Origin of the sequence: Falsochrobactrum ovis, assembly GCF_003259955.1 — a bacterium.
Lineage (GTDB): Bacteria > Pseudomonadota > Alphaproteobacteria > Rhizobiales > Rhizobiaceae > Brucella > Brucella ovis_A.
In genome coordinates this window covers 1-26,113 of sequence record NZ_QLMK01000024.1, presented here as the reverse complement: position 1 = coordinate 26,113, position 26,113 = coordinate 1, and the positions used below count along the sequence as shown (strand labels likewise).

The window sequence follows — 26,113 nt, the reverse complement described above, 5'->3', positions numbered from 1 at the left end:
AATCCACGGCTGCAGCACCTCCCTCACTCAAGAGCCTGCGCCACCGGTAAAGCAGATTGGGCGCAACGCCATGGCGGCGAGCGGTAGACGATACCGTCTCGCCTGGTTCAAAACTCTGCTCAATGATCGTCAGCTTTTGCTCGGTTGTCCACCGCCTGCGGCGAACATCACCCGTCAGCAATTCAACGTGTCGATACTCGTTAGACATAAGCCTGTCCTCAAGCCTGTGCTTGAGCCTTTCTGCTTATGCCGACCTGTCCGGTCGAAATGGGGGGCAGTTCATTATGTCGGTGTCGAAGAGTTGCACTTCAACAGTCACGGACCCATCGTCCAACTTACCTATCCAGTGGCTCATGTTGAGAGCATAAGTACTTGAGACCCTGTATAAATGCTGGCGTAGTCTAGTTATTACATCATTTGAACTGCCGATATAAATAGTTGGAGTGATGTCAGCTATCTCATTGAGGCGTGGGAGATTGTAACCACGGTTTTTATCGGAGCGCGTCTCTTCAAATGCTTTTCTGATAAGGGGTGCATTTTTGGCATCCACTGATATCCGATAAATTGCTGGTATTTTACCTACCAGTCCAAAATTTTGCCGTAGCACCTGAGTGGCTACGCCAGCCTTTATTTGTGAAAATGAGTATGTATATGACTTTACCTCCGGGCAGATGATAGCTCGGATTGCTCCGATTGCTTCCGCTCGGCGATTAAGATCAGTTATGGAAAATTGGATCAAATCTTCATCGATCATTGAGCCCCCCCGACTGTAGATCATAACATTGTATTAAACCAGAATACTGGACATTTCCAATCCCGACATCGTGTTGCTTTCAACCTTTGGCCAAAGCTAAGGATTGGGGATAGTAAACCGAAACCGCCATTACCTGAAACTTACCGATAACAGATTTTACGCTGGCAGCGTTTAAGCTATCCGTTATCTTGTTGAGCTATGGTGCCGCTTATAGGACTCGAACCTACGACCCCATCATTACGAATGATGTGCTCTACCAACTGAGCTAAAGCGGCCCTGAGATGCGTGAATAGATCTCAAATTATCCAGTATGTCACCAGACGCTGCGCTGATAGCTAAATCCGCAGACGAAAGCAAGGTCAAAAAAGGTAAAGTGACCATCTTATAACCGGCAATCGGCAAGAAAATTAATTCAACCGAGTTGCTCTGGCCGTAAGCTATGCTGCCGTCGCTTACATATTGCTATGTCAGACTTCTATCGGTTCTGCCACGCGGATAATCTCTTTGACCGCGTTCTTCCTCGCAAATCGTGTTGCCAGAGGGAGGTAAAAGCCTAACTTAACCGGTAGAGTGACGGCAGGCCGTCATCGGTTTCTTGACATGAGCGAGTGATCGACGCGATCCCTGAAGGATTACGGAGATCAAAAAGACATTTAAAGCCAAGATGGCAAAGGTAATAGCTAGCCAAAGCAGGGGTTGAGCGGATAATAGCTTGATTCAGACAATAAATTCGTTGAGGCTTATTTAATGCTGTCAGAAAACGATCTGGCCCAGCATTTCTAAATAGGCAAAAAGGGAAGAAGCCTTTTGGAAAGTATCGATCGCGCAATCAGGGGCGCATTCGCAAAAACGGAAGCGCATAATCCGGCGACCCGTCAACGGATATATGAAGCCGCTTGGGGTGCGCATGAGCGCGCCTTGGCGGCAAATACTAGTTTGAGCGAAGAACAGAAGCAAAAGCGTCGTGAAAAAGTAAAAGATACAATCTCGCGGATTGAGCGAGAATATAAGATGACGCCGCAGCCTCAGCCACAAGCGCCACAAACGCCGTCAATCGATCCCATATTAGGAGGCGTCACGGCCTCGTCACGGGTCGCTTCGGATCATTCAGATCAGGGTTCGTCCACTAAGGGACGTCGGCGCGCGCGTAATTCTGAATATGATAGAGGTGTTTTGCCACGTAACGGAACGGCAAAGCGCTCACCGCTCATAGTGCGGCTGGGACTTCCGCTGCTTATTTTGTTGGTGCTGGTTATAATTGGATATTCGCTGTTCAATAGTTTTGCGAATTTTAATCGAAACGCTTCCACATCGCCCTTGCATGCCAATAGCATCATGTCGCCCTTGCGAGAAGGGGAAGATCCAGAAGGCCGCAACTGGATTGATATTTATACGCCTCAAGATGCTACCCGAATGGGCGTAAATGGCCGCGCACAGGCCCGGATCATGCGCGAGGGAGATCAAAGCTTTGTTCGGGTGGAATCCTTCGGCAATAACGACACAGTTACCTTTGAAGTCGGGGTGGGCCTGCTAGACCAATTGGCGGGTAAAAAGGCGACTTTTGATATTGTCGCAAGCAGTGAAGCGACAACCCAAATATCTGTGAGCTGTGATTTTGGATCTTTGGGTGATTGTGGCCGCAGACGTTACGATGTTAACGATTCTGTCAGCGATTTTCTGTTTGATATTGACATGCCATCGGGCCAAAAACCCACCGGTTCCGGCATTATTACTATCCATTCGGATTTGAGCGGTAATGGTAAACCAGTGGATATTTACGCCATTCGCGTGGCCGCCGTAGCAGAGTGAGGTTTCGTGAGGTTTAATCTCTACGAAAAAGGAAACGACCAATCCATCCGGTTATAATGGCTAAAAACACCGCGAAAAGGCCGTAAAGTAGGCTGTGTTTATGGGCGGCATCATAAATGCTTTGTTCCAGGCCCGCTTTGACAATTTCAAGGCTGGCATTGGCTTCGCGCAAAAAAACTCCATTGCGAAACAATAAAGCGCGCACGCGATACCGGCCCACGGGCGTGTTCGTGGAGAGGTTCAGCGAGGCCCGAAACAAAGTGCGCGAAATAAATTCGACCGCACCGATATTTTGCGTATAAAGACCCTCACGTATTTTCATTTCGCGTAATTGTTCGGCAAATATCGGAATATTTCCAGAAGTGTCAGCGGGTTCCTCCGGCGTTAGATAAAAATTCTGCACGCCTACCGAGAGTTGGCGAAAGGTTTTTTCATCGGCAATATCCTGTAGGTTGCGGGTCGAAGCCAGCGAATAAGCAAGGGGCACGCTTAAAAAAGTTTCAGAAATGGCATTGATCCAAACACCCAGATAACGCTCTTTTTTGCGGACAACCAGATCACGCGCCGGGCCTTGCAGTACAACTATAATGTCGTAACGTCCCTGGCGCTGGATCAGCGGATCGGCATTGTCGAGAGCGCCAAAAATAGTTAGCCGAGTGCCGCCAAAATTGGATGCTATGGCAATGGTCTCAGTCGAGAGGCCAATCTCAATGGTTTCTTCCGCTGGATTGCGCAGTTGGGGCAGGTCGTTGCCTTCACCGCTCGCATTCGTTTGCGAAGCTGCCGACCCGATAGAAAAGCTCAGCATCATGGCTGATATGAGCGCCAGCCATCTCATATTATGTGCCCGCAATTGAGATTGTAAACAGGTCGTGCGGGCGGACAAACAGGCCAAAAGCGAGCCGCAAACCAACCGCCAACACCATCAAAGCAAGCAAAAGCCGCAATTGTTCGCCGCGCAATTTCAGCCCGGCTCTTGCGCCATATTGTGCGCCGATAACACCGCCGAGCATCAGCAGAAATGCCAATACAATGTCAACGGATTGGTTCGTCGTTGCCTGTAATATGGTGGTGAAGGCTGTTACAAAAGTTATCTGAAATAGCGATGTTCCCACGACCACATTTGTGGGCACATGCAGCAGATAAATCAATGCGGGGACCATGATGAAGCCGCCGCCCACGCCCATCACCGATGATAAGAGCCCAATAAAAAAGCCAATGGCGAGCACAGGCACGATGCTGACATAAATGGTTGAGGTGCGAAAACGCATTTTGAAAGGCAGTCGATGGATCCAAGTATGTTGACCGGATCGACGCGCAGCCGGTGCCTGTCCTTTCTTGGACCGGCGCAACGAACGTATGCTTTCAATCAACATTAACCCGCCGACAGTACCCAGAAAGAAAACATAAAGAACGGATACAATCAGATCGAGCTGGCCTAGATCGCGCAACCAAGAAAATACGTAAATTCCCAGCAGCGACCCGACCATGCCGCCAGCAACTAAAAATAGCCCCAGCTTAATGTCGAGAGTTCGGCGTTTGAAATGGGCGAGTGCTCCGGACACAGAAGAGGCGATAACCTGGTTTGCACCGGTCGCGACCGCGATTGCAGGAGGAATATTATAAAATATCAGGAGTGGCGTTATGAGAAAGCCACCGCCGACGCCAAATAGCCCAGAAAGGAACCCAACGGCAGCACCCATGCCAAGTATAACCAGCATGTTGACCGATAATTCCGCAATGGGAAGATAAATACCCAAGTCCGAACCCGGTTGTACAACGCATGACACGCAGTTGCTTGCGGTTGCGCCTCGCCACAAGCACCGTCCTTAGGTCTTGCGCTTTCACAACCGGGTTGTCAAACCCTGATTGATAATAGAGTTACCTTGGTCCTAAGCTGTAACTTTCTTGCAATCAATCGCTGACTACCAAAGAGAAAAAGCCAGTTGCTTCTTTAGCTGTTCATAGAGAGCAGAAGATCCGCTAGCTTACGATCGATTTCGCCAGTTGGCTCCAGACCGTGCGCTTTTTGAACGTCCATAATTGCATTGCGTGTGCGTGTTCCCATCAACCCGTCAGCGGTTCCGACATCATAGCCATTTTTTTGCAATATAAGCTGAATATTGCGGACTGCTTTCTTGGTGTCGACAGCCGCAGTCGTTACAGGGGATTGTTCTAACCAGCTTTCAGGAATATTGGGAATATTCGCAGCTTCGTTCAGTGGTTTGGCCTTCCACAGTTCAACCGCACCTTTGGCTTTAGCAAGCTGCGCTGGGGTCAGGACTGCTGCAATCTGATCGCGCTTATCGGCGGAATCCTTGTCGCCAGAATTGGCAGCAAGCGAGAACCATTTATAGCTTTCTTCCAAATCAGCAGGCATGCCCAAGCCTTGGGCGGCAAGAATGCCGAGATTATATTGGCTATCGCGCACGTCGAGTTCCGCTGCTTCAAGGAACCATTCAACAGCGGCGGCATTGTCCGGCGTGCCATTTGCACCGGATGCATAAAGCACTGCCAGATTATGCATAGCGCTTGCATTGCCTTGCTTGGCTGCCAATTCATATAAGTGCATTGCCTTGTTAAGGTCTCGGGGCATTCCAAGACCTTTTTCATTGAAGCTGCCCAGACGATATTGCGCGGGAGCAAAATTTTGCTCTGCTGCCTTTTGGAACCAATGTGCGGCTTTCGCAAAATCTACGGCAGTGCCATGCCCTTCCATATAACGATTGCCAATTTCAAAAAATGCATTGACATCGCCGTTTGCTGCCGCGTCTCGAAGAGCTTGCGGGCCAATATCTTGCGGAATTTCTTCCAATTCAACTGGCTGCTCAACAACGGACTGCTCAATGTTGGGCTGAGCGGTATTGATGGCATCCGTGGGCGTTGTTTCTGGAGTTACGGCAATCACTTCTTCGATGGTTTGAGCGGGTTCCTGCGGTAAATCCTGCGCTTCTATTGATGCTTGCGCGGGCAAATTGGCTTCCGTTTGCGGTTCGACAGATCCGGTGATCGATGGGTCGATCTCAGGGATTTGTGCATGTTGTGACGTGGTTTCGTCCACCGCATATGATTTCAAAATATCCGGCGCAAATTGCATTCCCGTCACAGCCAGCATGATCGCTCCAATCCCCATGAGGATCGGTTTGCGTCGGCGATTTAAGAAGCTTTCAATGGGACCGGACTGGCTTTCAAGCTCAATTTCTAGCTCCTGCTCAAGCTGTTTGGTCTCGTTTGCCGCCTCCTGGGCTGCGCGACGTGCGGCAGAAATAAAATCTGCTTTAACCGCATTATCTCCGGCTGCGTGTTTTTCTTTGCGCTCTTCGCGAACCCGGCGCATGATGGCGTTAAGATCCAGCGCGGTTTCCGTGTCGGCATGTTCGGGCGCGATTGGCGCTTCCTCTTGCGGAAGCACAACCGACTTTGCTTTGAGTACACCCAGCTTTTCGCCCAATGCCGGACCATCGTGGCGACGGTCTGCCGGATTGTCGTGACTAACAGTCCGTGCCGGAGCGATTGACAAGGAATTAAGCGAGAAATTTTTCGAAGATTGCGACGCGTTGCGAGCAGCAGGCCCCGCTTTAAGACCAGCTTTGGGAGCAGTTTGGGGTTTACTATTGATATGCTGTTCGAGATCGGCAAGGCGATCGACGATCTTCACCAATATTTCATGAACAGCTTGAAAAGATTTATCATTCCGCTCTTCGGCAGACCGCGCTAAGGCTTCGAGCGATTTCAAATCGGCAGAGAATTGCTGCGCGATGGCGCTGTCATTTAGTTTTTCATGCTCAAGCAACCGCTCTATCGCATTTTCTGTTGCTTCGCGAGCTGCTTCAAGTACCGTTTCCCGGCTATTCTCGATCCTGCGCTCAATGGTTTCAATGCGCGGTTTTAGTTCAATAAATTCAGGCGATGGCTGAGCGAGATGCTGCGCAATCGTCGCAAGTTGCCGCTCAAGATTTTGAATTGTGTTGCGGTCAAGATGATAGTCACTGCGGGCGTCGAGACGATCTGCAAGCTCGGCAAAACGAGCATCCATTTGTGCAATCACAGCCGAACGATTTGCCGCCGTCGTTCTTTCCATCGCGACCAGTTTTTCGCTGATAAAATCCACTCGGCGTTCAATGGCTGAGAAGTCGGAATGACGCGGATTATCAATCAATCGGCCCAAATGGTTTGCCAGCAGGTTGATTTGCTTGGCAAGCGGCTCAAAAGCATCCTGCGGCAGCTTCGAGCTTTGATCAAGAACATCAACACGCTGGGCTATTTCTCCCAAACGGCGCAATAAAATACCTGAATTCTGTTCTGCCAAACTTTGATCAAGCTGCCCAGTGAGAGCTTGAAGCCGTTGTTCGATACGGTCTAACCTTTCCGCATCTTGCTGGCCATTATGGCGGGTAGCGGCAACCAGTGCCCGACTGATTTCGTCTAAGCGACTATCGATCTGCCGCAGCGAAGCGTTTTCCAGCACGCTTGCGGTTTGCGACGAAGAAAAGGGGGGCTGCGTGGGTTCTTCCATCGCAACGTCAAAACGCGGCGTTTCAGGCACAGACCAACGCTGCGCAGATTGCGGCTTTGCAGCAGGCGCGATATTGTCGTTTTCTTGAAGTAAATCCAGACCTGATAGGCGTTCCTCTAGCTCTGCCAATGTGGTCTGTAACTCTTCCATGGCAGAAACCTTCGACCGGCGTTCCCGCAGGGCGTTAAGCTCATTGATGATCGAATGCGCATGAGATGCGGGATGGGAATTTGCCATATGTAGTCACTTTTCCATCGGTAAAACTGCCAAAAGCAAATTTGCGAAGCGCAGAGGTAATTTGCTTAACCAATCATCTTACAAACGTGGTAAACAACTGGTTAAAATCAGTTAATTATGCCGTACGGTGCTTCATTTTTAACTTTTCTGACGGTCTTGGCTTAACCGTAATAAGGATTGTAACAGCCGCCACGCAGATGGGTTGTCAGGCCGCACTTAGTTTTCAAATGGGGTCATCTCATCGCGGTCGCGCTCATATGCATTTTTGAACGGAAAGGGCGGAAGCCATGTTTCTCGCCGTATCGTCCACAATTCATAGGATGGAGTAAACTGATTGGGTTCATCAAATGAGCCAAGGCTAAGTTCGACCTCGTCCGCAGTTTGTGCATAAACTCTTGAACCGCATTTAGGACAAAAGCTTCGGCCCGCATAGGTATGGCTCTCGCCATCGATCGTTACTGCGTTTTTGGGAAAAATTGCCGATGCATGAAACGGCGAACCATGCAACTTGCGGCAATCCAAACAATGGCAAATTCCCACTCGGATCGGCCTTACAGTGGCTGAAAAGCGAAGTGCGCCGCAAAGGCACCCGCCGGAAAACTGTTGTTTCATCGCTCTTCCTGCTTGTTGGATGTATGCGTTGCAGAATTTAGCGTAGTTTTATGTAAAGTCTCGCCAAAGGATCCAACTTAAAAACACCGCAAGGTTTACATTGACGTTTACGGAAAGGTTAGAATAGAGTAGCCTTAGTTGAGTTGAATAGCTGGGTAAGCAAACCGGAGGATGGGTGCTTCGAAGCGGATAATCTTCGACGTGCTCAGATCGCAGCCTATACTATTCTAACTGCACTGGAGGCCCGCTTTGACGGGCAGATTGGAGGAATGAATGCCGAGCTATCGCGCTCCCGTGGAAAGCACATTTTTCATCCTCAACAACGTTCTCGATTTTCAGCGCTACAATAATCTGCCGGGATTTTCTGATGCTTCGGCGGATGTGGTCCAAGCTATTTTGGCCGAAGGTGGCAAGCTTGCGGAAACTACTTTATTGCCGATCAATCATAGTGGAGATCGCGAAGGCTGTATTCGTAATGCGGATGGGACGGTAAAAACTCCGCAGGGTTTCAAGGCGGCTTATGATCTTTATTGCCAAGGTGGCTGGCTGGGCCTTGCAGCGCCTGAGCAATATGGCGGGCAAGGTTTGCCTTATCTGCTTCATACTGCGGTTGCGGAATATATGTCATCCGCCAATATGGCGCTGATGCTTTATCCGGGGCTAACTCAAGGTGCGATTACTGCATTGTTGGCCCATGGCAGCGATGAGCAGAAAGAAACCTATCTTCCCAAAATGATCGAAGGTCTTTGGTCGGGTACGATGAACCTGACCGAGCCGCATTGTGGCACCGATCTGGGGCTTTTGCGCACCAGTGCAACGCCTCAGCCCGATGGCAGCTATAAGCTTTCAGGACAGAAGATTTTCATTTCGGCAGGTGAGCACGATCTGGCGGAAAATATTATTCATCTGGTGCTGGCCCGGGCTGACGGAGCGCCGGAGGGGGTAAAGGGGATCTCGCTTTTTATCGTGCCCAAATTTCTCTTGGACGAGCAGGGCGAGGCTTCCAAGCGCAATGCGGTATTTTGCGGTTCTATTGAAGAGAAAATGGGCATCCATGGCAGTGCGACCTGCGTTATGAATTATGACGGAGCGACCGGTTATTTGCTTGGTGAAAAGCATAAGGGCCTTCGCGCTATGTTTACCATGATGAATGAGGCGCGGTTGGGCGTTGCGCTACAGGGATTATCTCTGGCGGAAACCGCCTATCAAAACGCAGCTATTTATGCGCAGCAGCGACTGCAGGGCCGTGCGCTTTCCGGTGCAAAAGAACCAGAAAAACCGGCTGATCCCATCATTGTGCACCCGGATATTCGCCGCAATTTGATGAATATCCGAGCTTATACCGAGGCTGGTCGTGCGCTTTTACTTTGGGTGGCGCTTCATGTCGATATTGCCCACCGCTCAGCTGACAGAGCGGAAAGCGAGGCTGCCAGTGATCTGGTTGGTTTGCTCACACCTGTGCTCAAAGGCGTGCTGACCGACAAAGGGTTCGAACATGCCGTAATGGCCCAACAGGTCTTTGGTGGCCATGGTTATATTGAAGAGCATGGCATGAGCCAATATGTGCGCGATGCCCGTATTGCTATGATTTATGAAGGTGCCAATGGCATTCAGGCGCTAGATCTGGTGGGGCGCAAATTGGCCCTCAATGGTGGTCGTGCGGTGACGGCATTCTTTAATGAAGTTGGCGAGTTTTGTGAAGAAAATCGCGCAAATGAAGCTCTCACTTTCTATACAAAACATTTGAAAAAAGGACTGAACGATCTTCAAGTCGCAACCATGTGGCTGATGGAAAATGCGATAGCTAAACCTGATCATGCTGGCGCTGCATCCTATGATTATATGCATCTTTTCGGTCTTGTGGCGTTGGGCTTGATGTGGGGGCGTATGGCGAAGGCCGCGCAGGCTGGGCTGAAAGCTGGAAGCGCCGACACGGAATTCCTTGAGGCAAAACTGGTTGTGGCGCGTTATTATTTTGAACGCATCATGCCGGAAAGTTCAGCCCATTTGGCACGCATTCAATCCGGAGCGGATTCGATGATGGCGCTTGATGCCACCGCATTTTGACTAAATGGGCTGCTCAAGCGACCAGCCCGCCGAACGTGCAAGCGAGAAGGAAAGCAGATGACAGACGCTTATATTTACGATCACGTTCGCACCCCGCGCGGTCGTGGTAAAAAAGATGGCAGCTTGCACGAAGTTCCAGCCGTGCGCCTTGGGGCCAAGGTTCTGGAGGCTTTGCGGGATCGTAATGGGATTGATACGGCCAAGATTGATGACATTATTTTTGGTTGTGTTGATCCGGTTGGTGAAGCCGGAGCGGTGATCCCACGTTCGGCAGCATTTGAAGCGGGTTATGATTTCAAGGCGCCGGGTATGCAAATCTCGCGCTTTTGTGCCTCGGGTCTGGACGCGGTTAATCTAGCGGCCGCGAAAATCTCTTTCGGCGCGGATGATCTTGTCATTGCGGGCGGTGTCGAAAGCATGTCGCGTGTCGGCATGGGGATGTCCGGCGGTGCGTGGTATATGGACCCGTCGGTTGGCTTTCCGGGCTATTTCATGCCGCAAGGCGTATCCGCAGATTTGATTGCGACGAAATATGGATTTTCGCGAGACGATGTCGACGCCTACGCGGTCGAAAGCCAAAAACGGGCAGCAAATGCTTGGGAAAAAGGTTATTTTGAAAAGTCGGTCATTCCGGTCAAAGATCAGAATGGTCTGACAATCCTTGCCAAAGATGAGCATATGCGTCCCGGAACGGATATGCAGGCGCTTGGACAGCTCAATCCATCCTTTATTATGCCCGGCGAGATGGGCGGTTTTAATGCTGTTGCCATTCAAGCCCATCCAGAAATTGAGACCATCAATCATGTTCACCATGCGGGAAATTCTTCGGGCATTGTGGACGGTGCAGCCGGGGTGTTGCTCGGATCGAAACAGGCTGGACAGGCTTTCGGCCTCAAACCTCGCGCGCGTATTCGTGCATTTGCTAATATTGGGTCTGAGCCTGCGCTGATGCTGACCGGGCCTGTCGATGTGACGGAAAAGCTTCTTCATCAAGCTAAGATGAAAATCTCGGATTTCGACCTCTTTGAACTCAACGAAGCCTTTGCCGCGGTGGTTCTGCGCTATTGCCAGTTTTTCGATATTCCGCATGACAAGATTAACGTCAATGGTGGTGCAATAGCTATGGGCCATCCCCTTGGCGCGACTGGCGCCATGATCCTTGGTACGGTTCTGGATGAGCTGGAGCGTCGCGATCTCAATATTGCTTTGGTGACACTTTGCATCGGTGCCGGCATGGGAACCGCGACGATCATCGAGCGTGTGTAAGGGAGGCTCATCAATGGCTTACAAGAATTTCAAAGTTCAAACCGACGCCGATGGCATTGCACTCATTATCTGGGACATGCCCGATAGATCGATGAATGTTTTCACCATGGAAGTGATGCAAGAGCTCGATGCCATTATCGATGCTGTTGTGGCGGAGGAGGATATTCAAGGCGTAGTCATCACCTCAGGTAAAGAAAGTTTTTCCGGTGGTGCTGATCTCACCATGCTGCAACAAATTCTGCAAACTTTTCAGAAGCAAAAGGTGAGTGATCCGCAAAATGCTGTCCAGTCGCTCTTTGATCAGGCTGGCCAGATGAGCAGACTGTTTCGAAAACTAGAGACCTGCGGCAAACCATGGGTTGCTGCGATTAACGGCATTTGCATGGGCGGCGCATTCGAAATGGCGCTGGCTTGTCATGCTCGCGTGGTTTCCGATGCTCCGGACGTAAAAATGGCCCTGCCGGAGATCAAAGTCGGGCTTTTCCCCGGTGCTGGCGGAACGCAGCGCGTGCCGCGTCTTACCAATCAGCAGGACGCACTTCAGATGATGACGTCGGGGTCTAGTCTCACCGCGTCTCGTGCCAAAGCCATGGGGCTGATCACCGAGATTGCACCTGCAAAGACGCTGGTTGAAGCTGCCAAGGCGCTCATAAAAAATGGTTTAAAACCGGTGCAGCCTTGGGATGAGAAAGGTTTTAAGCTTCCTGGTGGCGCGATTTATTCCGCAGCCGGTGCCAATCTATGGCCGGCGGCGACTGCTATTTTGCGGCGGGAAACATCAGGAAATTATCCGGCTGCTTTGGCAATCCTCAAATCCGTTTACGAAGGATTGCTGGTGCCGTTTGATATGGGCCTAAAGATCGAGCAGCGATATTTCACGCAAATTCTGCAAACCACCGAAGCGGGGATGATGATCCGGTCGCTTTTTGTGTCTTTGCAAGAGCTTAACAAAGGTGCTCGCCGCCCCGCAGACGAAGAGCCGACTTCGCTCAAAAAAGTCGGCATTATCGGCGCTGGTTTCATGGGGGCAGGCATTGCCTATGTCACGGCCAAAGCCGGAATCCCGGTCGTGTTGATCGATCGCGATCAGCCATCAGCTGATAAGGGCAAAGCCCGCATTGCCGATCTGATCATGAAGGAAATGCAGAAAGGTCGCGCAACGGAATCGGACAAAGAACAGCTTCTTTCCCTGATCGTCGCGACTGACGATTATGCTGCCTTAGACGGGGCAGATCTGGTTATTGAAGCCGTATTTGAAGAGCGAAATATAAAGCGCCAGGCCACAGAAGCGGCAGAAAAACATCTGGGTCAAGCAGCTATTTTCGCGTCCAATACCTCGACATTACCGATCACCAGCCTTGCTGAAATCTCCATGAGACCGGAAAACTTTATCGGAATTCATTTTTTCTCGCCGGTCGATAAAATGAGGTTGGTTGAAGTCATTCTTGGCGAAAAGACCAGCAGAAAGGCGCTGGCCGTTGCGCTTGATTATGTAAGGGCGATTAAGAAAACGCCGATTGTGGTCAATGATACGCGGGGCTTTTACGTTAATCGCTGCGTGTTGCGATATATGGGCGAAGCGTTCAATATGCTTATTGAAGGTGTGCCGGCTGCAATGATAGAAAATGCAGCCCGCATGGCTGGCATGCCGGTCGGGCCACTGGCGCTAACTGACGAGACCGCCATTGATCTGGCACAAAAAATTCTTAAAGCGACACTTGCAGATTTAGGCCCTAACGCGATCGATCCGCGCCATTTGGCCTTGGTCAATAAGCTTGTTGATGAGTTTGATCGCCGGGGCCGCAAGAACGGCAAAGGCTTTTACGATTATCCGGCAAAGCCCGCGAAAAAACATCTTTGGCCGGGCCTAAAAAACCTATATCCGCAGCAAGATCCCGAGACGATTGACGTCAATGAGCTCAAGCAACGCTTCCTTGCGGTGATATCGCTTGAAGCGGCGCGGGTGATGGAAGAAGGCGTTGTGACCGATCCGCGCGAGGCTGACGTTGGGTCGATCCTGGCTTTTGGTTTTGCGCCCTATACCGGCGGAACTCTTTCTTACATTGATGGAATGGGCACAAAGAAATTTGTCCAGCTTGCCAATAGATTGGAGCAAAAGTTCGGGTCTCAGTTCCAGCCGCCAAAATTGCTTCTGGATATGGCCGAAAAAGGCGAGAGCTTCTATCAGCGTTTTGATCCCTCAAGACAAGAAGCAGCGTGATTTTCATCGAAAAAGGATGGTCGTAACTTCTTATTGATAAGAAAATTTTCCCTGTCAGAACGCACATCTTGCGCAAAATGGCATTTATCGTTAAGTTACGTCGGAATATGGCCCCGAATATAGGGTTAAAATCCTCTTTGAGGGATTATGGTGATGTTTTCTCACGATACTGTCTGGGCAGCGATCGATGCCCTGGCCGAACGCAATTCCTTGACAGCATCTGGCCTTGCGCGGCTCGCAGGGCTTGACCCTACGACGTTTAATAAGTCCAAGCGTTATGCCGCTGATGGGCGCGCGCGTTGGCCTTCAACCGAGTCACTGGCCAAGGTGATGGAAGCCACCGGTGCGACTATTGAAGAGTTTACCGGACTGATCAAGGGCGAGGATAATTCTTCGCAAATGTTTGGTGATTACACCCAAGAAGCCCGGCCGATCCCTCTTTTGGGAATGGCGGAGGCGGGGGCTGGCGGTTATTTTAATGACGCTGGTTTTCCCGCAGGCCAAGGATGGGACATTGTGGAATTTCCGGCGCGGGTGGGCGAGGGCGTATTTGCGTTGGAAGTTTCTGGCGAAAGTATGATGCCACTTTACCGTGACGGCGATACTCTGATCGTCGCCCCGAATGCGGCTGTGCGCCGTGGTGATCGTGTGGTTGTGCGAACCAAGGAGGGAGAAGTCATGGCAAAAATTCTGCATCGGCATACGCCGCGCACAATTGAGCTTCATTCGTTCAATCAGGAACATCCCAACCGCTCCTTTGAAACCCACGAGGTGGAATGGATTGCCCGTATTCTCTGGGCAAGCCAGTAATGAATAAGGTAAGAAAAAACCACTCTGTTGCGCTTTTTAGAGGCCTTGCCATCATAGTTGGTGCAGCGCTGGTCGGCGTTTTTGTAGCACCATTTTATGGCGGACTGGAGCGAGGCGGGCCAATGGTCGAAACGACCACCTTACCCGACGCAGATGGAGCAAACGCCGCTGAGAATATAGCGTCGCAAAATAATATTGCGGTTGAGCAGTTTGATTATACGGAACCGGAATTGGATACTTCATCACAAACCCCCACAGCACCCAATGCGGCTGAAGGGGTGGAAAATGACACGGAGAAAAAAGACACGGAGCAGGAGGGAGCGCTAATTTCTGATGAGGAAGGTTCTAAAAGCTCTTCTGATCCGGCTGAGGCAGCCTCAACTCAAACTTCAAATAGCGATGATCCGGTTCGATTGATACCGCGTCCGGTTGCCATTGCGGCGGGTAAGCTGGAAAGCCATGGCCGGACCATTATGCTAGAAGGCATAGACCCGCTTTCAATTGATGAAACCTGTCAGTCTAGTATGGGTGAAACTTGGCCTTGTGGCATGCATGCCCGAACAGCATTTCGGCAATGGTTGCGTGCGCGTGCGATCATGTGCCGGGTCCCTGACGATGATGCGATTGATAGGGTGACCACTCAATGCACGGTTGCTAATCAAGATCCCGCGCTGTGGCTGGTAGAAATGGGTTGGGCAAGGCCAATCCCTGGCGGTCCTTACGAGGAAGCCGGACAAAAAGCTTCCAAAGAAAAGCGCGGCATTTATGGCGAAAAACCGCAAACTATTGTGCCGGAATTTAATGCCGATTTGCAGTCACAATCGGGGCTAGAAGGGCAACCAGATCAATTAGATTCAAGTCCTGCTTTGGATCAACAGCCTTTGCCGCATCTTGAAGGTGAGTTTCCGCCCGCTCCATTAGACGAACGCACGTAACACAACGGCAACGCTCGTTGCCATCACTCTCATTGTCCGGAGAAAAGAAAAGCGCGCCGTGTGAGGTTTTCACATGACGCGCTGGAATTTTGGTTAGGCAGGTTTAATGACCTGACCTAATAGCTATCAGGCGAGTTTGCCATCAAGCGCTTGCTTTATCAGTGCACGAGTTTCGTTAATGCCATATAGCGCCACAAATGAGCCAAAACGCGGTCCGCGCTCTTGGCCGATCAGGACTTCATAGAGCATCTGGAAGAAAGCCACCGACACGCCGGGCCCGCCTTCTGGGCTCTTTTTATTATGATCCTGATAGCGCTCAATAGAACGAGCAACATCCAAAATAGCGTTTTGAATTTCGCTTCCATCGGCTTGTGCGGGAAGTGTGCCCAGTTTCGTATCCAATGCTTCGAGCGCTTGACGTTCAATATCGTCGGGCGCACGGAATTTCTTGGTTGGTTTCACAAAATCGTTGAAATAACGGATTGCATAGCCGACCAGCGCATCAAGCTCCGGATTATTTTCAGGCGTAACCCCTGGCGCGTGGCGTGAGATAAAACCCCACAGCACGGCTGGGTTTTCTGCATTGGACGCGCTAACCAGATTAAGCAGCAGCGCAAACGGGACCGGCAGATTCACCGATGGCGGATTGCCATAATGAATATGCCAAACCGGGTTATTAAGTCGCTCTTTCCAGCCCTGACGCGCATAAGCGGAGAGATAGGAGAAATACTCGTCCACCGCCTTTGGAATCACATCGAAATAGAGCTTCTTTGCGGTTTTGGGCTTCTGGAAATTATAAAGAGCCAAGCTTTCCGTCGGAGCATAGGCCAGCCATTCATCGATGGAGATTCCATTGCCCTTGGATTTAGAAATTTTCTGTCCAAGCTGGTCGAGAAACAGCTCATAGACGAAATGTTCAGGCGCTCGGCCACCAAGAATTTCGCAGATCCGGTCATAAATGCCGGCATTGGTCTGGTGGTCTTTTCCGAACATCTCAAAATCGACATTCAGCGCAGCCCAACGCATCCCGAAATCTGGCTTCCATTGCAGCTTTACATGCCCACCGGTGACGGGGAGAGTGGTTTCTTCACCGTCTTCATCATCAAAAGTGATCGTGCCAGCCTTGGCATCGACATTCTTCATCGGCACGTAAAGCACGCGACCGGTTTTAGGAGAAATCGGCAGGAAAGGACTATATGTCGCTTGCCGCTCTTCGCCCAAGGTCGGGAGCATTACCTTCATAATGTCGTCATATCGTTCGGCAGCGCGCAGCAGAACGGCGTCGAATTTGCCCGATTTATAATATTCCGTAGCGCTGGCGAATTCGTAGTCAAAGCCAAACGTGTCGAGGAACCGGCAAAGCATTGCATTATTATGATCTGCAAAGCTTTTGTGCTCGCCGCCAAACGGATTTGGCACCGCTGATAAAGGCATGTGCAAATATGGCTCGAGCGACGCTCTGTCAGGCACATTGTCCGGAATTTTACGCATTCCGTCGAGATCGTCAGAAAAACAGATCAGGCGGGTTTTGACCTTGTCTTCAGTCAACACGCGGAAGGCTTGGCGCACCATCGTGGTGCGGGCCACTTCGCCAAATGTGCCAATATGCGGAAGGCCGGAGGGACCATAGCCGGTCTCAAAGATGACCGTATCGGGCAGGCCCGTTTTGGCATAGCGTTTGAGTATTTTTCGTGCCTCTTCAAAGGGCCACGCTTTCGCTTCCGCAGCCGCCGCGGTCAGTTCCGGGGTCAGCGTAATTTCGGGAAGACGGTGCGAAGTCATGGTATCAATATCCTATGAAGGGGTTATTCCGATAGATTAGCATCTCAGATGCACTCATGCTCTATGGCGCGCCGTGGCGCTGACGTCAATCTTTGCGTCGCAAATGCTGCTCAAAATCACTTGCGCAAGCCTATCTGGCCCCCTAATTTTGTCTGTGTGAATATAAGATTGATCGGGCAGGTCTGATTCTATGCCCCATGCAGGAGCCGTTGATGAAAGAAATTTCGCCGCAGGACGCTCTCGTCTACATCATGGTGACAATATCGGCGGCTGATACCACCATGACCGATGCCGAACTGGCTTCAATCGGTAATGTTGTATCGCGTTTGCCGGTATTTCGCGGGTTTGACCGGGCGCGCCTTCCTAAGCTTGCGAGCGATTGCTATGCATTATTAGCGGACGAAGATGGATTGGATAAAATTCTTGATCTCGCCCATGCTGCGCTGCCGGAACCTTTGTTCGATACGGCCTATGCTTTGGCGGTTGAGGTTGCTGCGGCTGATCTTCATGTCGAGCAGGAAGAGCTTGAATTTCTGCAGATGATGCGTGATCGATGGGCGCTGGATGAGCTGACTGTAGCGGCAATTGAACGCAGCGCGCGGGTGCGTTTTCGAAAGCTTTGATCGCTGAATATTTAAGGGAACGGGCGGATTTATCCGCCCGAACGGTTTTCAAAAGTTTTAGCAAACAACTGGCAGACGTCTCGTTTTGCGCCATTCAAGCACGCTGCGCATAATACGGGCAGCCTCGGCAAAAGTGGCGTTTTCCGACCAGTGTTCTGCATGAACCATATTGGATGGAACATTGTCCTTTAATGCTTCCAGCGTATGGTGGGGTACAAGGTCAGTACAATTCCACAAACGACGGAAGATCACGCCAATACGTGTGGTCTTGCCATTAATCTCCACGACCGGCTCGTCCACGTCTAAATTCCAGTCCTCATAAGCATTAACGGCGTCTTGAAATGCTTGATGAAGATAGATCGGCGCATGACCGTCGTGGAGTGGGGGCAGCAAACTCGTCATTTCTGTTTCCTCTCTTCCCATAGTCTCAGGTCTTCGTCGATTATGCTCGCTACCTGGGAGCGGTAGCACATAATTAACCATGATCCATGCAAGACCCCTAGTTTGGCAAGCAGAAAATTTATTTCTTCATCCATGAAAATCGCTGGCTTAATATGGCTGCATTTTTAGCCCGAGCGGTGTAGAAGCGGTTACAGTTTTAGCTTCCGGAGGTAGGATATGCCCGGCATTATAATTTCACGCAGAGCGTTTTTATCTGGAACCACGGCGCTTGGGGCCATATCGCTGCTGCCGCGCCGGGCCTATACGGAAAATGCGCGGGTGAAAGGCGGCCGACTTGTGGTCGCGGCCGATTCTGAGCCGCCTAACCTCAATCCTGCAATCGTCGCTTCAAATGGCGTTTTTTTCGTTGCCAGCAAAGTTATCGAGCCGCTAGCAGAAGCGTCATATGACGGTGAGAACGGGCTTGCGCCGCGTTTAGCTGTCGCTTGGGAAGGATCAAGTGACGGTCTATCTGCCACATTCCGCTTGCGGGAAGAGGTCACATGGCATGATGGCACGCCGTTCACTTCGCAAGATGTGGCTTTTTCCGCGATGGAAGTTTGGAAGCCATTACAAAATCTTGGGCGTGTTGTTTTCAACGCATTGGAAAGGGTTGAAACGCCAGACGATCACACGGCTATTTTTCATTTTTCCGAACCAACTCCGTTCCAGCTTATTCGTAATGGGCTGCCGGCTCTCACTGCGGTTTTGCCCAAACATATATTTGCAGGCACGGATATCATGTCCAATCCGGCCAATGAAAAGCTTATCGGCACCGGGCCATTTAAATATGCAGAACATAAAAACGGCCAATATTATCGCTTGGTGAAAAATGATGATTATTGGGCGGAAGATGAGCCCTATCTTGATGAAATTATCTACCGCGTCCTACCGGATCGCGCTGCTGCGGCCGGAGCATTAGAGACAGAAGAGATTGATCTAGCTGCCTTCTCAGCGGTTCCCCTTGCTGATCTTAAACGTATTTCCGAAGTCCCGGGGTTAACGGTAATCACGCAGGGGTATGAAGCCTTAACATATCAGCTAGTGGTGGAAATCAACCATCGCCGCAAGGAACTGGCTGATCTAAAAGTGCGGCAGGCTATTGCCCATGCAATTGACCAAGATTTTGTAATCAACACGATTTTCCTTGGGCATGCGAAGCGCTCTACCGGGATTGTGCCCAGCTATGATAGCCAGTTTTATACCGCGGATGTTTCAACTTACCCATTTGATATTGAGGCGGCCAATGCGCTGCTTGATGAGGCTGGATATGAGCGAGGCAGTGACGGCATCCGCTTTTCGTTAAAACTTTTGCCCGCGCCTTATTTCAATGAAACCAAGCAGTTTGGCGATTATTTGCGGCAGGCGCTGGCGGCGATTGGCATTGATGCTCGCCTTGTGAATAATGACGCTGCCGCGCATCAAAAAGCGGTCTATACCGACCATGAGTTTGATCTCGCCATTGCTCCCACCGTATATCGTGGGGATCCGGCTATTTCGACCACTATTTTAGTAGAAAGCGGCATTGCCGCAGGAGTGCCATTCTCCAATCAAGGCGGCTATGCCAATGCCGATATGGATGCGCTGATTAAAAAGGCCGCCCACACAATTGATGAGCAAGAGCGCACCGCACTTTATCACCAATTTCAGCAGAAAGTGGCGGAAGATCTTCCGCTGATCAATGTTGCCGAATGGGGTTTTGTCACGGTTGCCAATGAGCGGGTGAAGAATATAGCTAATAATCCTCGTTGGGCGGTTTCAAACTGGGCTGATACTTGGATCTCGCGTGAAAATTAAATCGCGCTTGAATTAAGATGCTTATCAGCAGTACCGTCCAGCGTGGCGCAGATTCTAACCCTTTTACGAAAACGAATGATCAGCAGCTTATTTGTGCTGCTGATTGTTGTCGTGGGCTGTTTTCTAGTGCTGGAAACGGCACCCGGTGACGCTGTTGACGCCTATGCTATAACATTTGGCGGCGATGCGACTGCTATGGCTCAGATGCGTGCCCGTTGGGGATTGGATCAATCAATCTGGCATAGGCTTTGGGCCTATCTTGCCGCACTTGCCCAAGGCAATCTTGGCTGGTCGGTTAGTTTTTCGCGCCCTATTCTCGATGTAGTTCTTGAACGCTTGCCCAAAACGCTCATGCTGATGGGAATGGCGACAGCGGTTTCCTTTAGCGTCGGTTCTGTTCTCGGCATCGTCGCAGGGTCACGACCAGGTAGCTTTCGCGATCGCTTTTTATCGGTAAGCTCGCTGATCCTTTATGCTATTCCCAGCTTTTTTCTCGCGCTGGTGCTCGTGATTTTTTTCTCGATTAAGCTGCGCTGGCTTCCCTCAAGCGGTATCGAAACTATTGCATCAGATAGCCAAGGGCTTGAGCGGGTGGCCGATATAATCACCCATCTGATCTTGCCGGTGACTTCCTTGTCGCTGGTCTATCTGGCGCTTTATTTGCGGGTCATGCGCGCATCCATGGCCGAAATCTGGCAAATGGATTTTGTGCGTGCGCTGCGTGCGCGCGGCATTTCCCGTCCTCGCATTGTGTTAGGCCATGTGGCGAGAAATGCGCTGCTTCCACTCATTACCATGCTTGGCCTGCAAGCGGCTGCAATGCTTGGTGGCAGCGTTGTGATTGAAAGTGTTTTTGCCATTCCAGGTCTTGGGCGGTTGGCTCAAGAGGCTGTGGCAGCCCGCGACACACCGCTTTTGCTCGGCGTGATCCTGACCAGCGCGATTATGGTGATTTTGGTCAATTTTCTGGTTGATTTAATATATTTCTGGCTAGATCCGCGCATTTTAGTGGGAAGCAAAACATGAGCGGAGTTAAGAGATTTTTTAAAACAGGCGAGGGGATTGCGGGCGCGCTCATTTTAGGACTGCTCGTGCTGGCCGCACTCTTTGCACCGATCTTGTTTCCCGGTGATCCACTGCGGATTGTTTCTACTCCATTGATCGAGCCATTTGAGCAGCCGGGCTTGCTTTTTGGCACGGATCGCTTGGGCCGGAATGTCATTGCAGGGATATTTTACGGCGCGCGCACTTCGTTATTGGTGGGGCTCGTGGCAGCAGCAGCGGCGCTGATCGCAGGCAGCATTATCGGTACATTAGCAGGGTTTGCGGGCGGCGCGGTCGATGAAACTTTGATGCGTATAACCGAAGCTTTTCAAACAGTTCCGGGATTTTTGCTTGCTCTTGCGCTGATCAGCATTGCCGGGCCGTCAATGCCAGTTTTAATTGCGGCAATTGCGCTTTCAAGCTGGACGCAGGCGGCGCGATTGACCCGCGGGCAGGTGCTTTCCATACGTGAACGCGATTATGTGGCTTCCGCACGCGTGATTGGCATGCATCCTCTTGAAATTGCTTTTCGCCAGATTTTTCCCAATGCAATTCCTCCCGTCCTCGCACTTGCTCCAATCATCGTTGCCTCGGCAATTTTGATCGAGGCGGCACTATCATTTTTAGGATTAGGCGATCCCAACCGGGTGACCTGGGGTGGAATGATTGCCGAAGGGCGAATGGTTTTGCGCTCTGCACCATGGTTGTCGGTCTTACCTGGATTAGCGCTGGCGCTCACCGTCGTGGGGACTTATCTGATCGGAGAAGCGCTCACCACTGCGCAGCATTCGCGTGAGGTGGGATTATGAGGATGCTTACACAAATTCGGAATTTTACGGTTTATTATTCGGACATCCCCGCACTTGATCAAATCAATCTTGATATTAATTGCGGAGAAACTCTCGCTGTTATCGGTGAAAGCGGGTCCGGAAAAAGCACCTTAGCTCTGGGGATGGCTAGCCTGTTACCTGTTAATGCCCGCATAGGCGGGGAAATCCTCTGGCCAGAATTTAAAGCCCAATCCGCAACGCCCGGTCGCGATATAGGCTTTATCTTTCAAGACCCTTCGTCGAGCCTTGATCCGGTGATCACTATCGGATCGCAGCTGGTGGAGGTCATCCGAGCGCACAAAAAGATTGATAGAGCCAAGGCGAAAGAGCAAGCAATTATACTGCTTGAACGCGTTCATATTCCTGCACCGAGTGAAAGTTTCTTCCGCTATCCGCATCAGTTTTCAGGCGGACAAAAACAGCGCGTCGCAATAGCGCTGGCGATAGCCGCAACGCCGCGCCTGTTGATTGCCGACGAACCAACCAGCGCGCTTGATACGATTGTTCAGCGGGAAATAATTAGTCTTCTCCAAAAGCTTCAGCGTGAGGATGGACTGGCAATGATGTTCATCACCCATGACATTGCGTTGGCATCAGGTCTGGCAGATCGCGTTGCTGTGCTGCGGCAGGGCAGGTTGGTTGAAGCGGGTCGTAGTGCAGATGTGTTGGAAAACCCGCAAAATGCTTACACACGTGCATTGATTGATGCCGTACCACAATTGGAAGCGTCGCATGACTGAGCCGCTGCTAAATGCGCATAATATCACGCTTTCCTATGGCGGGGCTCTGGTGCTTGACCGGGTCAATCTTACTATATTTCCCGGAAAAACCCTGGCGCTTGTCGGCCCGTCGGGCAGTGGAAAGTCGAGCCTTGCGAGAGCATTGTTACGCCTTCAACCGGTCCAATCGGGCGAGATCAGGTTTGAAGGTCAGAATTGGCTGTCATTGAAAGGCGCAGCCTTACGGCAACGTCGCGCCAGAATGCAGATGGTGTTTCAGGACCCGCTATCAGCTTTCAATGCGCGCAGCCGGGTGCAAGAATTGCTGCAAGAGCCACTTCGTATTCATGGGATCAAACGCGATATTGGGCAACTTCTCGAAGAGGTGGGGCTTGATTCATCGCTCGCTTTCCGCCGCGCGCATGAGATTTCCGGAGGGCAGCGTCAGCGCATAGCGATCGCCCGGGCCTTAGCAACTCGACCATCACTGATCGTTTTTGATGAAGCCGTATCCGCGCTAGATGTGACTGTGCGCGCTGGAATTCTTAATCTGCTGCAGATGGTGCAAAATCGTGACAACACGGCCTATCTTTTCATCACCCATGATCTGGCGGTGGCGAGCCAGCTTGCCCATCATATTGCGGTGATGCAAAGCGGTAAGATTGCCGAGTGTCAGCCAACGCGCCAACTTATTGCTTCGCCACAGGCTTTGATCACCAAAGCTCTAATTGAAGCTGCGCCGCGATTTCGTCCGAGGGCAGAGGTCAAGGTTTCTAGCTAGCTTGGCCGCTCAAGCTTTTCCCAATTCAATCGATCTATTGCGCGCAGCTTCAACCGCTTCTTCGACAAGAATTTTAAGACGATTGTCGCTCATTAGCACATCCAGTGCCGCGGCGGTTGTGCCGTTAGGGCTGGTAACCTGATGACGCAAAGTTGTGGGGCTTTCACCGCTTGCAGCCGCAAGAGCGCCCGCACCCATCACGGTTTGCTTGGCTAAAAGCGAAGCTGTTTCCTGTGGTAGGCCAACCGCAACGCCTGCATCTGTCAACGCTTCGATGAAATGGAATACATAGGCAGGACCCGAGCCAGAAACGGCTGTGACCGCATCCATGAGCGCTTCATCGTCAATGCTGGTAACTTTGCCCGATGTTTTTAAAAGGCGTTTGATAAAAGCTTCATTATCTGCCGTAACATTGGCGTTTTTATAGGTCACTAACATGCCTTTGCCAATCGCTGCTGGCGTATTGGGCATGCAGCGGATAATGGCTGCATCTTTTCCTAATTGATTTTCAAAAGCGGCTACGGGAATCCCCGCTGCCATGCTTACAAAAGTCGCATCCGGCGCAAAGCGTTTATAATCGGGTAAAACCTCGCTCATCACCTGCGGTTTTACGGCAAGCGCTATCATACGCGCTTTAAGATCAGGTGCGAGTGATTGTACGCTGGCATAAGCGTTGCCGCCGGCACTTGCAGCGCGTTGCAGCAACACTTCATCTGGCTCGACCACATGGACATTCTCGGGCTGTAAAATACCGCTCTGAAGCCAGCCTTTGAGCATAGCAAAGCCCATATTCCCGCAACCTACCAGAATGACCGTGTTTTCCATCTGATTCTTCCATCATTGTGAGACGCGTGATTGGGTTTAGCGCGTAGTGCTGAGTATATGCAACCGCTGTCTTTTTTTCCTTATTGAGTAATCGCCATTGATTGTGAGCCTTTTTATTGTTCTCTCACCTTTTTTAAAACAAAATAAATTGATTGCTTTTCGAGCTGGCCCTGACCACCAGCATATTGGTCTGCCGCAGGAGGACATAAATGGAGCTCGAACTCGCCTACGACTCTCCCCCCGCCGAAGCTTTTGTACACGTCCGTATTATCATCGCCATCATATTAGGTCTTTGTATTTCCCGCCTATTAACAGGGGTAGCCCGCTTCATTCAGCATCCCGAAAAACAATTGCTTTATCCCGTCCATCTTGGTTGGGTTATGCTGATTTTGCTGATGGTCATCCATTTTTGGTGGTTTGAATTCAATCTCCGACTGGTCCCAATCTGGGGTTTTGAAATTTATCTTTTCATTGTTTTTTACGCAGGGCTTCACTTCCTGCTCTGTACCATTTTGTTTCCTGAGAAGCTCGATGGTTATACCGGATATCGAGATTATTTCATGTCTCGTCGCAGATGGTTTTTCGGGCTTTTGTTTTTCATCTATTGTGTCGATGTCGTCGACACGATGATCAAAGGACGTACATATTTTGACCAGCTCGGCCCCGAATATTCATTACGAGTGGGTTTTTTCTTACTTCTGAGTCTGATCGCTATGATCATTGAGAATCCTCGATTTCACGCCTTTTTCATATCAGGAGCACTTATTTTCGAGTTGGCTTACACTCTGAGGCATTTTGCTACGTTAACTTGATCAACATTCCGCTCAAATTGACTTAAAGTTCATTATCAGCAGAATTCGCGATTGTCAGAACCGGTTATGATGCTTATGGGCATGGGGGTAGCGAACACCCTCATTTATCTAAAGGCACATCACTGGTAATGGAGCACTCCCAATGGCCCAATTGATCGATGGTAAATTACTTGCCGAAGATGTTGTCACCTCGGTGAAAACCCAGACCCAAAAGCTGGTAGCAGCCACCGGTATCGTACCGGGTATTGCAGTTGTTATCGTGGGGGAAGATCCAGCCAGTCAGGTATATGTGGCATCAAAAAGCCGGAAAGCGAAAGAATGCGGTTTTCATTCTGTTCAGCATGATTTGCCCGAAAGCGCGTCGGAAGAGGAATTGCTGGCATTGATTGAACAGCTCAATCAGGATCCGGCAATTCATGGAATTTTGGTGCAACTTCCTCTGCCGAAACATGTGGATTCCGGTCGGGTCATTCAGGCAATTTCGCCTGAAAAAGATGTAGACGGTTTCCATTTTATCAATGTGGGCAAGCTTGGGACTGGCGAGGTCGAAAATGCTTTTGTGCCCTGCACCCCTGCCGGCGCCATGATCATGATTGAGCGCGTTCATGGTCGCGATCTATCAGGATTGAACGCAGTCGTTATCGGACGTTCCAATATTGTGGGCAAGCCAATGTTTAATCTTTTGCTTGCCGCAAATGCCACAGTAACTATCGCCCATAGCCGGACAAAAGATCTGCCTTCTATTGCAAAAAATGCCGATATTTTGGTTGCGGCGGTCGGACGTCCGCAGATGATCAAGGCTGATTGGGTAAAGCCAGGCGCAACGGTTATTGATGTTGGCATTAACCGGATTGCTGCGCCTGAAAAGGGTGAAGGCAAAACAAAACTTGTTGGTGATGTCGATTTTGATGAAGCTGCAAAAGTCGCAGGATCAATCACTCCGGTTCCCGGTGGCGTGGGTCCAATGACTATTGCAATGCTTATGGCAAATACGCTCACAGCAGCTTGCCGGAGCGCGAATTTCGAAAAACCCGTCTTCTAGGTTCAGGACCCATTGATTTGACGTGATGTCTATGGTTCAGAGGGCAGTGCAGGAGCCTGAATCATGAGCAATTTATTTTGGCTGACGGACGAGCAAATGGCTCGTCTTCGTCCTTATTTCCCCAAGAGCCATGGTCGCCAGCGCGTTGATGATCGGCGCGTTCTGAGCGGGATCATCTTCGTTAACCGCA

At 50.7% G+C, this 26,113-nt stretch carries 23 protein-coding genes, 1 tRNA gene and 1 pseudogene; 15 read left to right on the top strand and 10 right to left on the bottom strand.

Going from position 1 to position 26,113, the window contains the following annotated elements; all coding sequences use genetic code 11:
• From C7374_RS15200 to C7374_RS15190, 3 genes are all read right to left on the bottom strand, one after another.
• Window positions 1-208, bottom strand: a 208-nt coding sequence (locus tag C7374_RS15200; protein WP_146612714.1) for a transposase, incomplete at its 3' end; no start/stop codon positions are given.
• Between the two features lie 36 nt (window positions 209-244).
• The gene (locus tag C7374_RS15195; protein ID WP_146612754.1) at window positions 245-754 is read right to left on the bottom strand and encodes a GIY-YIG nuclease family protein; all 510 of its coding nucleotides are present in this window, start codon (window positions 752-754) and stop codon (window positions 245-247) included.
• A 199-nt stretch (window positions 755-953) separates the two neighbouring features.
• A tRNA-Thr gene (locus C7374_RS15190) sits at window positions 954-1,029 on the bottom strand.
• A gap of 532 nt (window positions 1,030-1,561) precedes the next feature.
• Between C7374_RS15190 and C7374_RS15185 the strand changes: the two genes are divergently transcribed.
• Window positions 1,562-2,563 carry a hypothetical protein gene (locus C7374_RS15185; RefSeq protein WP_111576450.1) on the top strand — a complete coding sequence of 334 codons (1,002 nt, stop codon included), beginning with the start codon at window positions 1,562-1,564 and terminating at the stop codon, window positions 2,561-2,563.
• A gap of 13 nt (window positions 2,564-2,576) precedes the next feature.
• Here C7374_RS15185 and C7374_RS15180 read toward each other — a convergent pair whose 3' ends face one another.
• The 4 genes from C7374_RS15180 to C7374_RS15165 form a co-directional block, all read right to left on the bottom strand.
• Window positions 2,577-3,401 carry a TIGR02186 family protein gene (locus tag C7374_RS15180; RefSeq protein WP_111576449.1) on the bottom strand — a complete coding sequence of 275 codons (825 nt, stop codon included), beginning with the start codon at window positions 3,399-3,401 and terminating at the stop codon, window positions 2,577-2,579.
• Between the two features lies 1 nt (window position 3,402).
• Window positions 3,403-4,323 (bottom strand): sulfite exporter TauE/SafE family protein, encoded by a 921-nt coding sequence (locus C7374_RS15175; RefSeq protein WP_111576453.1) that lies wholly within the window; start codon window positions 4,321-4,323, stop codon window positions 3,403-3,405.
• A gap of 194 nt (window positions 4,324-4,517) precedes the next feature.
• On the bottom strand, window positions 4,518-7,229 hold the full coding sequence (locus tag C7374_RS15170; protein WP_379688734.1) for an SEL1-like repeat protein: 2,712 nt from the start codon (window positions 7,227-7,229) through the stop codon (window positions 4,518-4,520).
• A gap of 303 nt (window positions 7,230-7,532) precedes the next feature.
• On the bottom strand, window positions 7,533-7,928 hold the full coding sequence (locus C7374_RS15165) for a GFA family protein (RefSeq protein WP_111576447.1): 396 nt from the start codon (window positions 7,926-7,928) through the stop codon (window positions 7,533-7,535).
• A 273-nt stretch (window positions 7,929-8,201) separates the two neighbouring features.
• On the opposite strand from C7374_RS15165, the gene C7374_RS15160 reads away from it, so the two are divergent.
• From C7374_RS15160 to C7374_RS15140, 5 genes are all read left to right on the top strand, one after another.
• Complete coding sequence (locus tag C7374_RS15160; protein ID WP_111576446.1) at window positions 8,202-9,995, top strand: acyl-CoA dehydrogenase C-terminal domain-containing protein; 1,794 nt, start codon at window positions 8,202-8,204, stop codon at window positions 9,993-9,995.
• Between the two features lie 57 nt (window positions 9,996-10,052).
• The gene (locus tag C7374_RS15155) at window positions 10,053-11,261 is read left to right on the top strand and encodes an acetyl-CoA C-acetyltransferase (protein ID WP_111576445.1); all 1,209 of its coding nucleotides are present in this window, start codon (window positions 10,053-10,055) and stop codon (window positions 11,259-11,261) included.
• Between the two features lie 13 nt (window positions 11,262-11,274).
• On the top strand, window positions 11,275-13,482 hold the full coding sequence (locus tag C7374_RS15150) for a 3-hydroxyacyl-CoA dehydrogenase NAD-binding domain-containing protein (protein ID WP_111576444.1): 2,208 nt from the start codon (window positions 11,275-11,277) through the stop codon (window positions 13,480-13,482).
• 153 nt (window positions 13,483-13,635) lie between these two features.
• Entirely contained in the window at window positions 13,636-14,292 is a 657-nt protein-coding gene (locus tag C7374_RS15145; protein ID WP_111576452.1) for a S24 family peptidase, read from the top strand.
• Window positions 14,292-15,227, top strand: coding sequence for a thermonuclease family protein (locus tag C7374_RS15140; protein ID WP_210205159.1), 936 nt, complete (start codon window positions 14,292-14,294; stop codon window positions 15,225-15,227). Before C7374_RS15145 ends, C7374_RS15140 begins: the two co-directional genes overlap by 1 nt.
• A gap of 126 nt (window positions 15,228-15,353) precedes the next feature.
• Here C7374_RS15140 and C7374_RS15135 read toward each other — a convergent pair whose 3' ends face one another.
• On the bottom strand, window positions 15,354-17,009 hold the full coding sequence (locus C7374_RS15135) for a lysine--tRNA ligase (protein WP_111576443.1): 1,656 nt from the start codon (window positions 17,007-17,009) through the stop codon (window positions 15,354-15,356).
• Between the two features lie 212 nt (window positions 17,010-17,221).
• On the opposite strand from C7374_RS15135, the gene C7374_RS15130 reads away from it, so the two are divergent.
• A complete protein-coding gene (locus tag C7374_RS15130; RefSeq protein ID WP_111576442.1) occupies window positions 17,222-17,632 on the top strand; it encodes a tellurite resistance TerB family protein in 411 nt (136 codons plus the stop codon).
• Window positions 17,633-17,689: 57 nt separating this feature from the next.
• Here C7374_RS15130 and C7374_RS15125 read toward each other — a convergent pair whose 3' ends face one another.
• Entirely contained in the window at window positions 17,690-18,034 is a 345-nt protein-coding gene (locus C7374_RS15125; protein WP_111576441.1) for a BRA0787 family protein, read from the bottom strand.
• A 216-nt stretch (window positions 18,035-18,250) separates the two neighbouring features.
• Between C7374_RS15125 and C7374_RS15120 the strand changes: the two genes are divergently transcribed.
• From C7374_RS15120 to C7374_RS15100, 5 genes are read left to right on the top strand one after another with little or no spacing between them, the layout of a single operon-like run.
• A complete protein-coding gene (locus C7374_RS15120) occupies window positions 18,251-19,870 on the top strand; it encodes an ABC transporter substrate-binding protein (RefSeq protein WP_111576440.1) in 1,620 nt (539 codons plus the stop codon).
• Between the two features lie 42 nt (window positions 19,871-19,912).
• A complete protein-coding gene (locus C7374_RS15115) occupies window positions 19,913-20,896 on the top strand; it encodes an ABC transporter permease (RefSeq protein WP_280970260.1) in 984 nt (327 codons plus the stop codon).
• Window positions 20,893-21,723, top strand: coding sequence for an ABC transporter permease (locus C7374_RS15110; RefSeq protein WP_111576438.1), 831 nt, complete (start codon window positions 20,893-20,895; stop codon window positions 21,721-21,723). The genes C7374_RS15115 and C7374_RS15110 overlap by 4 nt, the downstream gene beginning before the upstream one ends.
• Complete coding sequence (locus C7374_RS15105; protein ID WP_111576437.1) at window positions 21,720-22,484, top strand: ABC transporter ATP-binding protein; 765 nt, start codon at window positions 21,720-21,722, stop codon at window positions 22,482-22,484. Before C7374_RS15110 ends, C7374_RS15105 begins: the two co-directional genes overlap by 4 nt.
• Window positions 22,477-23,244 (top strand): ABC transporter ATP-binding protein, encoded by a 768-nt coding sequence (locus C7374_RS15100; protein WP_111576436.1) that lies wholly within the window; start codon window positions 22,477-22,479, stop codon window positions 23,242-23,244. The genes C7374_RS15105 and C7374_RS15100 overlap by 8 nt, the downstream gene beginning before the upstream one ends.
• A 9-nt stretch (window positions 23,245-23,253) precedes the next feature.
• Here C7374_RS15100 and proC read toward each other — a convergent pair whose 3' ends face one another.
• Entirely contained in the window at window positions 23,254-24,069 is an 816-nt protein-coding gene (gene proC / locus C7374_RS15095) for a pyrroline-5-carboxylate reductase (RefSeq protein WP_111576435.1), read from the bottom strand.
• Window positions 24,070-24,278: 209 nt separating this feature from the next.
• On the opposite strand from proC, the gene C7374_RS15090 reads away from it, so the two are divergent.
• The 3 genes and pseudogenes from C7374_RS15090 to C7374_RS15080 form a co-directional block, all read left to right on the top strand.
• The gene (locus C7374_RS15090; protein WP_111576434.1) at window positions 24,279-24,881 is read left to right on the top strand and encodes a hypothetical protein; all 603 of its coding nucleotides are present in this window, start codon (window positions 24,279-24,281) and stop codon (window positions 24,879-24,881) included.
• A 142-nt stretch (window positions 24,882-25,023) separates the two neighbouring features.
• The gene (gene folD / locus C7374_RS15085) at window positions 25,024-25,923 is read left to right on the top strand and encodes a bifunctional methylenetetrahydrofolate dehydrogenase/methenyltetrahydrofolate cyclohydrolase FolD (protein WP_111576433.1); all 900 of its coding nucleotides are present in this window, start codon (window positions 25,024-25,026) and stop codon (window positions 25,921-25,923) included.
• Between the two features lie 63 nt (window positions 25,924-25,986).
• Window positions 25,987-26,113 (top strand): annotated as a pseudogene (locus C7374_RS15080) (IS5/IS1182 family transposase); the annotation flags it as partial.

Coding starts and splice junctions, on each gene's coding strand:
- C7374_RS15130 (WP_111576442.1), top strand. CDS start 17,222: ATGAAAGAAATTTCGCCGCAGGACGCTCTCGTCTACATCATGGTGACA.
- C7374_RS15120 (WP_111576440.1), top strand. CDS start 18,251: ATGCCCGGCATTATAATTTCACGCAGAGCGTTTTTATCTGGAACCACG.
- C7374_RS15090 (WP_111576434.1), top strand. CDS start 24,279: ATGGAGCTCGAACTCGCCTACGACTCTCCCCCCGCCGAAGCTTTTGTA.
- C7374_RS15160 (WP_111576446.1), top strand. CDS start 8,202: ATGCCGAGCTATCGCGCTCCCGTGGAAAGCACATTTTTCATCCTCAAC.
- C7374_RS15170 (WP_379688734.1), bottom strand. CDS start 7,229: ATGGAAGAGTTACAGACCACATTGGCAGAGCTAGAGGAACGCCTATCA.
- C7374_RS15145 (WP_111576452.1), top strand. CDS start 13,636: ATGTTTTCTCACGATACTGTCTGGGCAGCGATCGATGCCCTGGCCGAA.
- C7374_RS15140 (WP_210205159.1), top strand. CDS start 14,292: ATGAATAAGGTAAGAAAAAACCACTCTGTTGCGCTTTTTAGAGGCCTT.
- C7374_RS15150 (WP_111576444.1), top strand. CDS start 11,275: ATGGCTTACAAGAATTTCAAAGTTCAAACCGACGCCGATGGCATTGCA.
- C7374_RS15110 (WP_111576438.1), top strand. CDS start 20,893: ATGAGCGGAGTTAAGAGATTTTTTAAAACAGGCGAGGGGATTGCGGGC.
- C7374_RS15100 (WP_111576436.1), top strand. CDS start 22,477: ATGACTGAGCCGCTGCTAAATGCGCATAATATCACGCTTTCCTATGGC.
- C7374_RS15180 (WP_111576449.1), bottom strand. CDS start 3,401: ATGAGATGGCTGGCGCTCATATCAGCCATGATGCTGAGCTTTTCTATC.
- C7374_RS15165 (WP_111576447.1), bottom strand. CDS start 7,928: ATGAAACAACAGTTTTCCGGCGGGTGCCTTTGCGGCGCACTTCGCTTT.
- C7374_RS15155 (WP_111576445.1), top strand. CDS start 10,053: ATGACAGACGCTTATATTTACGATCACGTTCGCACCCCGCGCGGTCGT.
- C7374_RS15135 (WP_111576443.1), bottom strand. CDS start 17,009: ATGACTTCGCACCGTCTTCCCGAAATTACGCTGACCCCGGAACTGACC.
- proC (WP_111576435.1), bottom strand. CDS start 24,069: ATGGAAAACACGGTCATTCTGGTAGGTTGCGGGAATATGGGCTTTGCT.
- folD (WP_111576433.1), top strand. CDS start 25,024: ATGGCCCAATTGATCGATGGTAAATTACTTGCCGAAGATGTTGTCACC.
- C7374_RS15195 (WP_146612754.1), bottom strand. CDS start 754: ATGATCGATGAAGATTTGATCCAATTTTCCATAACTGATCTTAATCGC.
- C7374_RS15105 (WP_111576437.1), top strand. CDS start 21,720: ATGAGGATGCTTACACAAATTCGGAATTTTACGGTTTATTATTCGGAC.
- C7374_RS15125 (WP_111576441.1), bottom strand. CDS start 18,034: ATGACGAGTTTGCTGCCCCCACTCCACGACGGTCATGCGCCGATCTAT.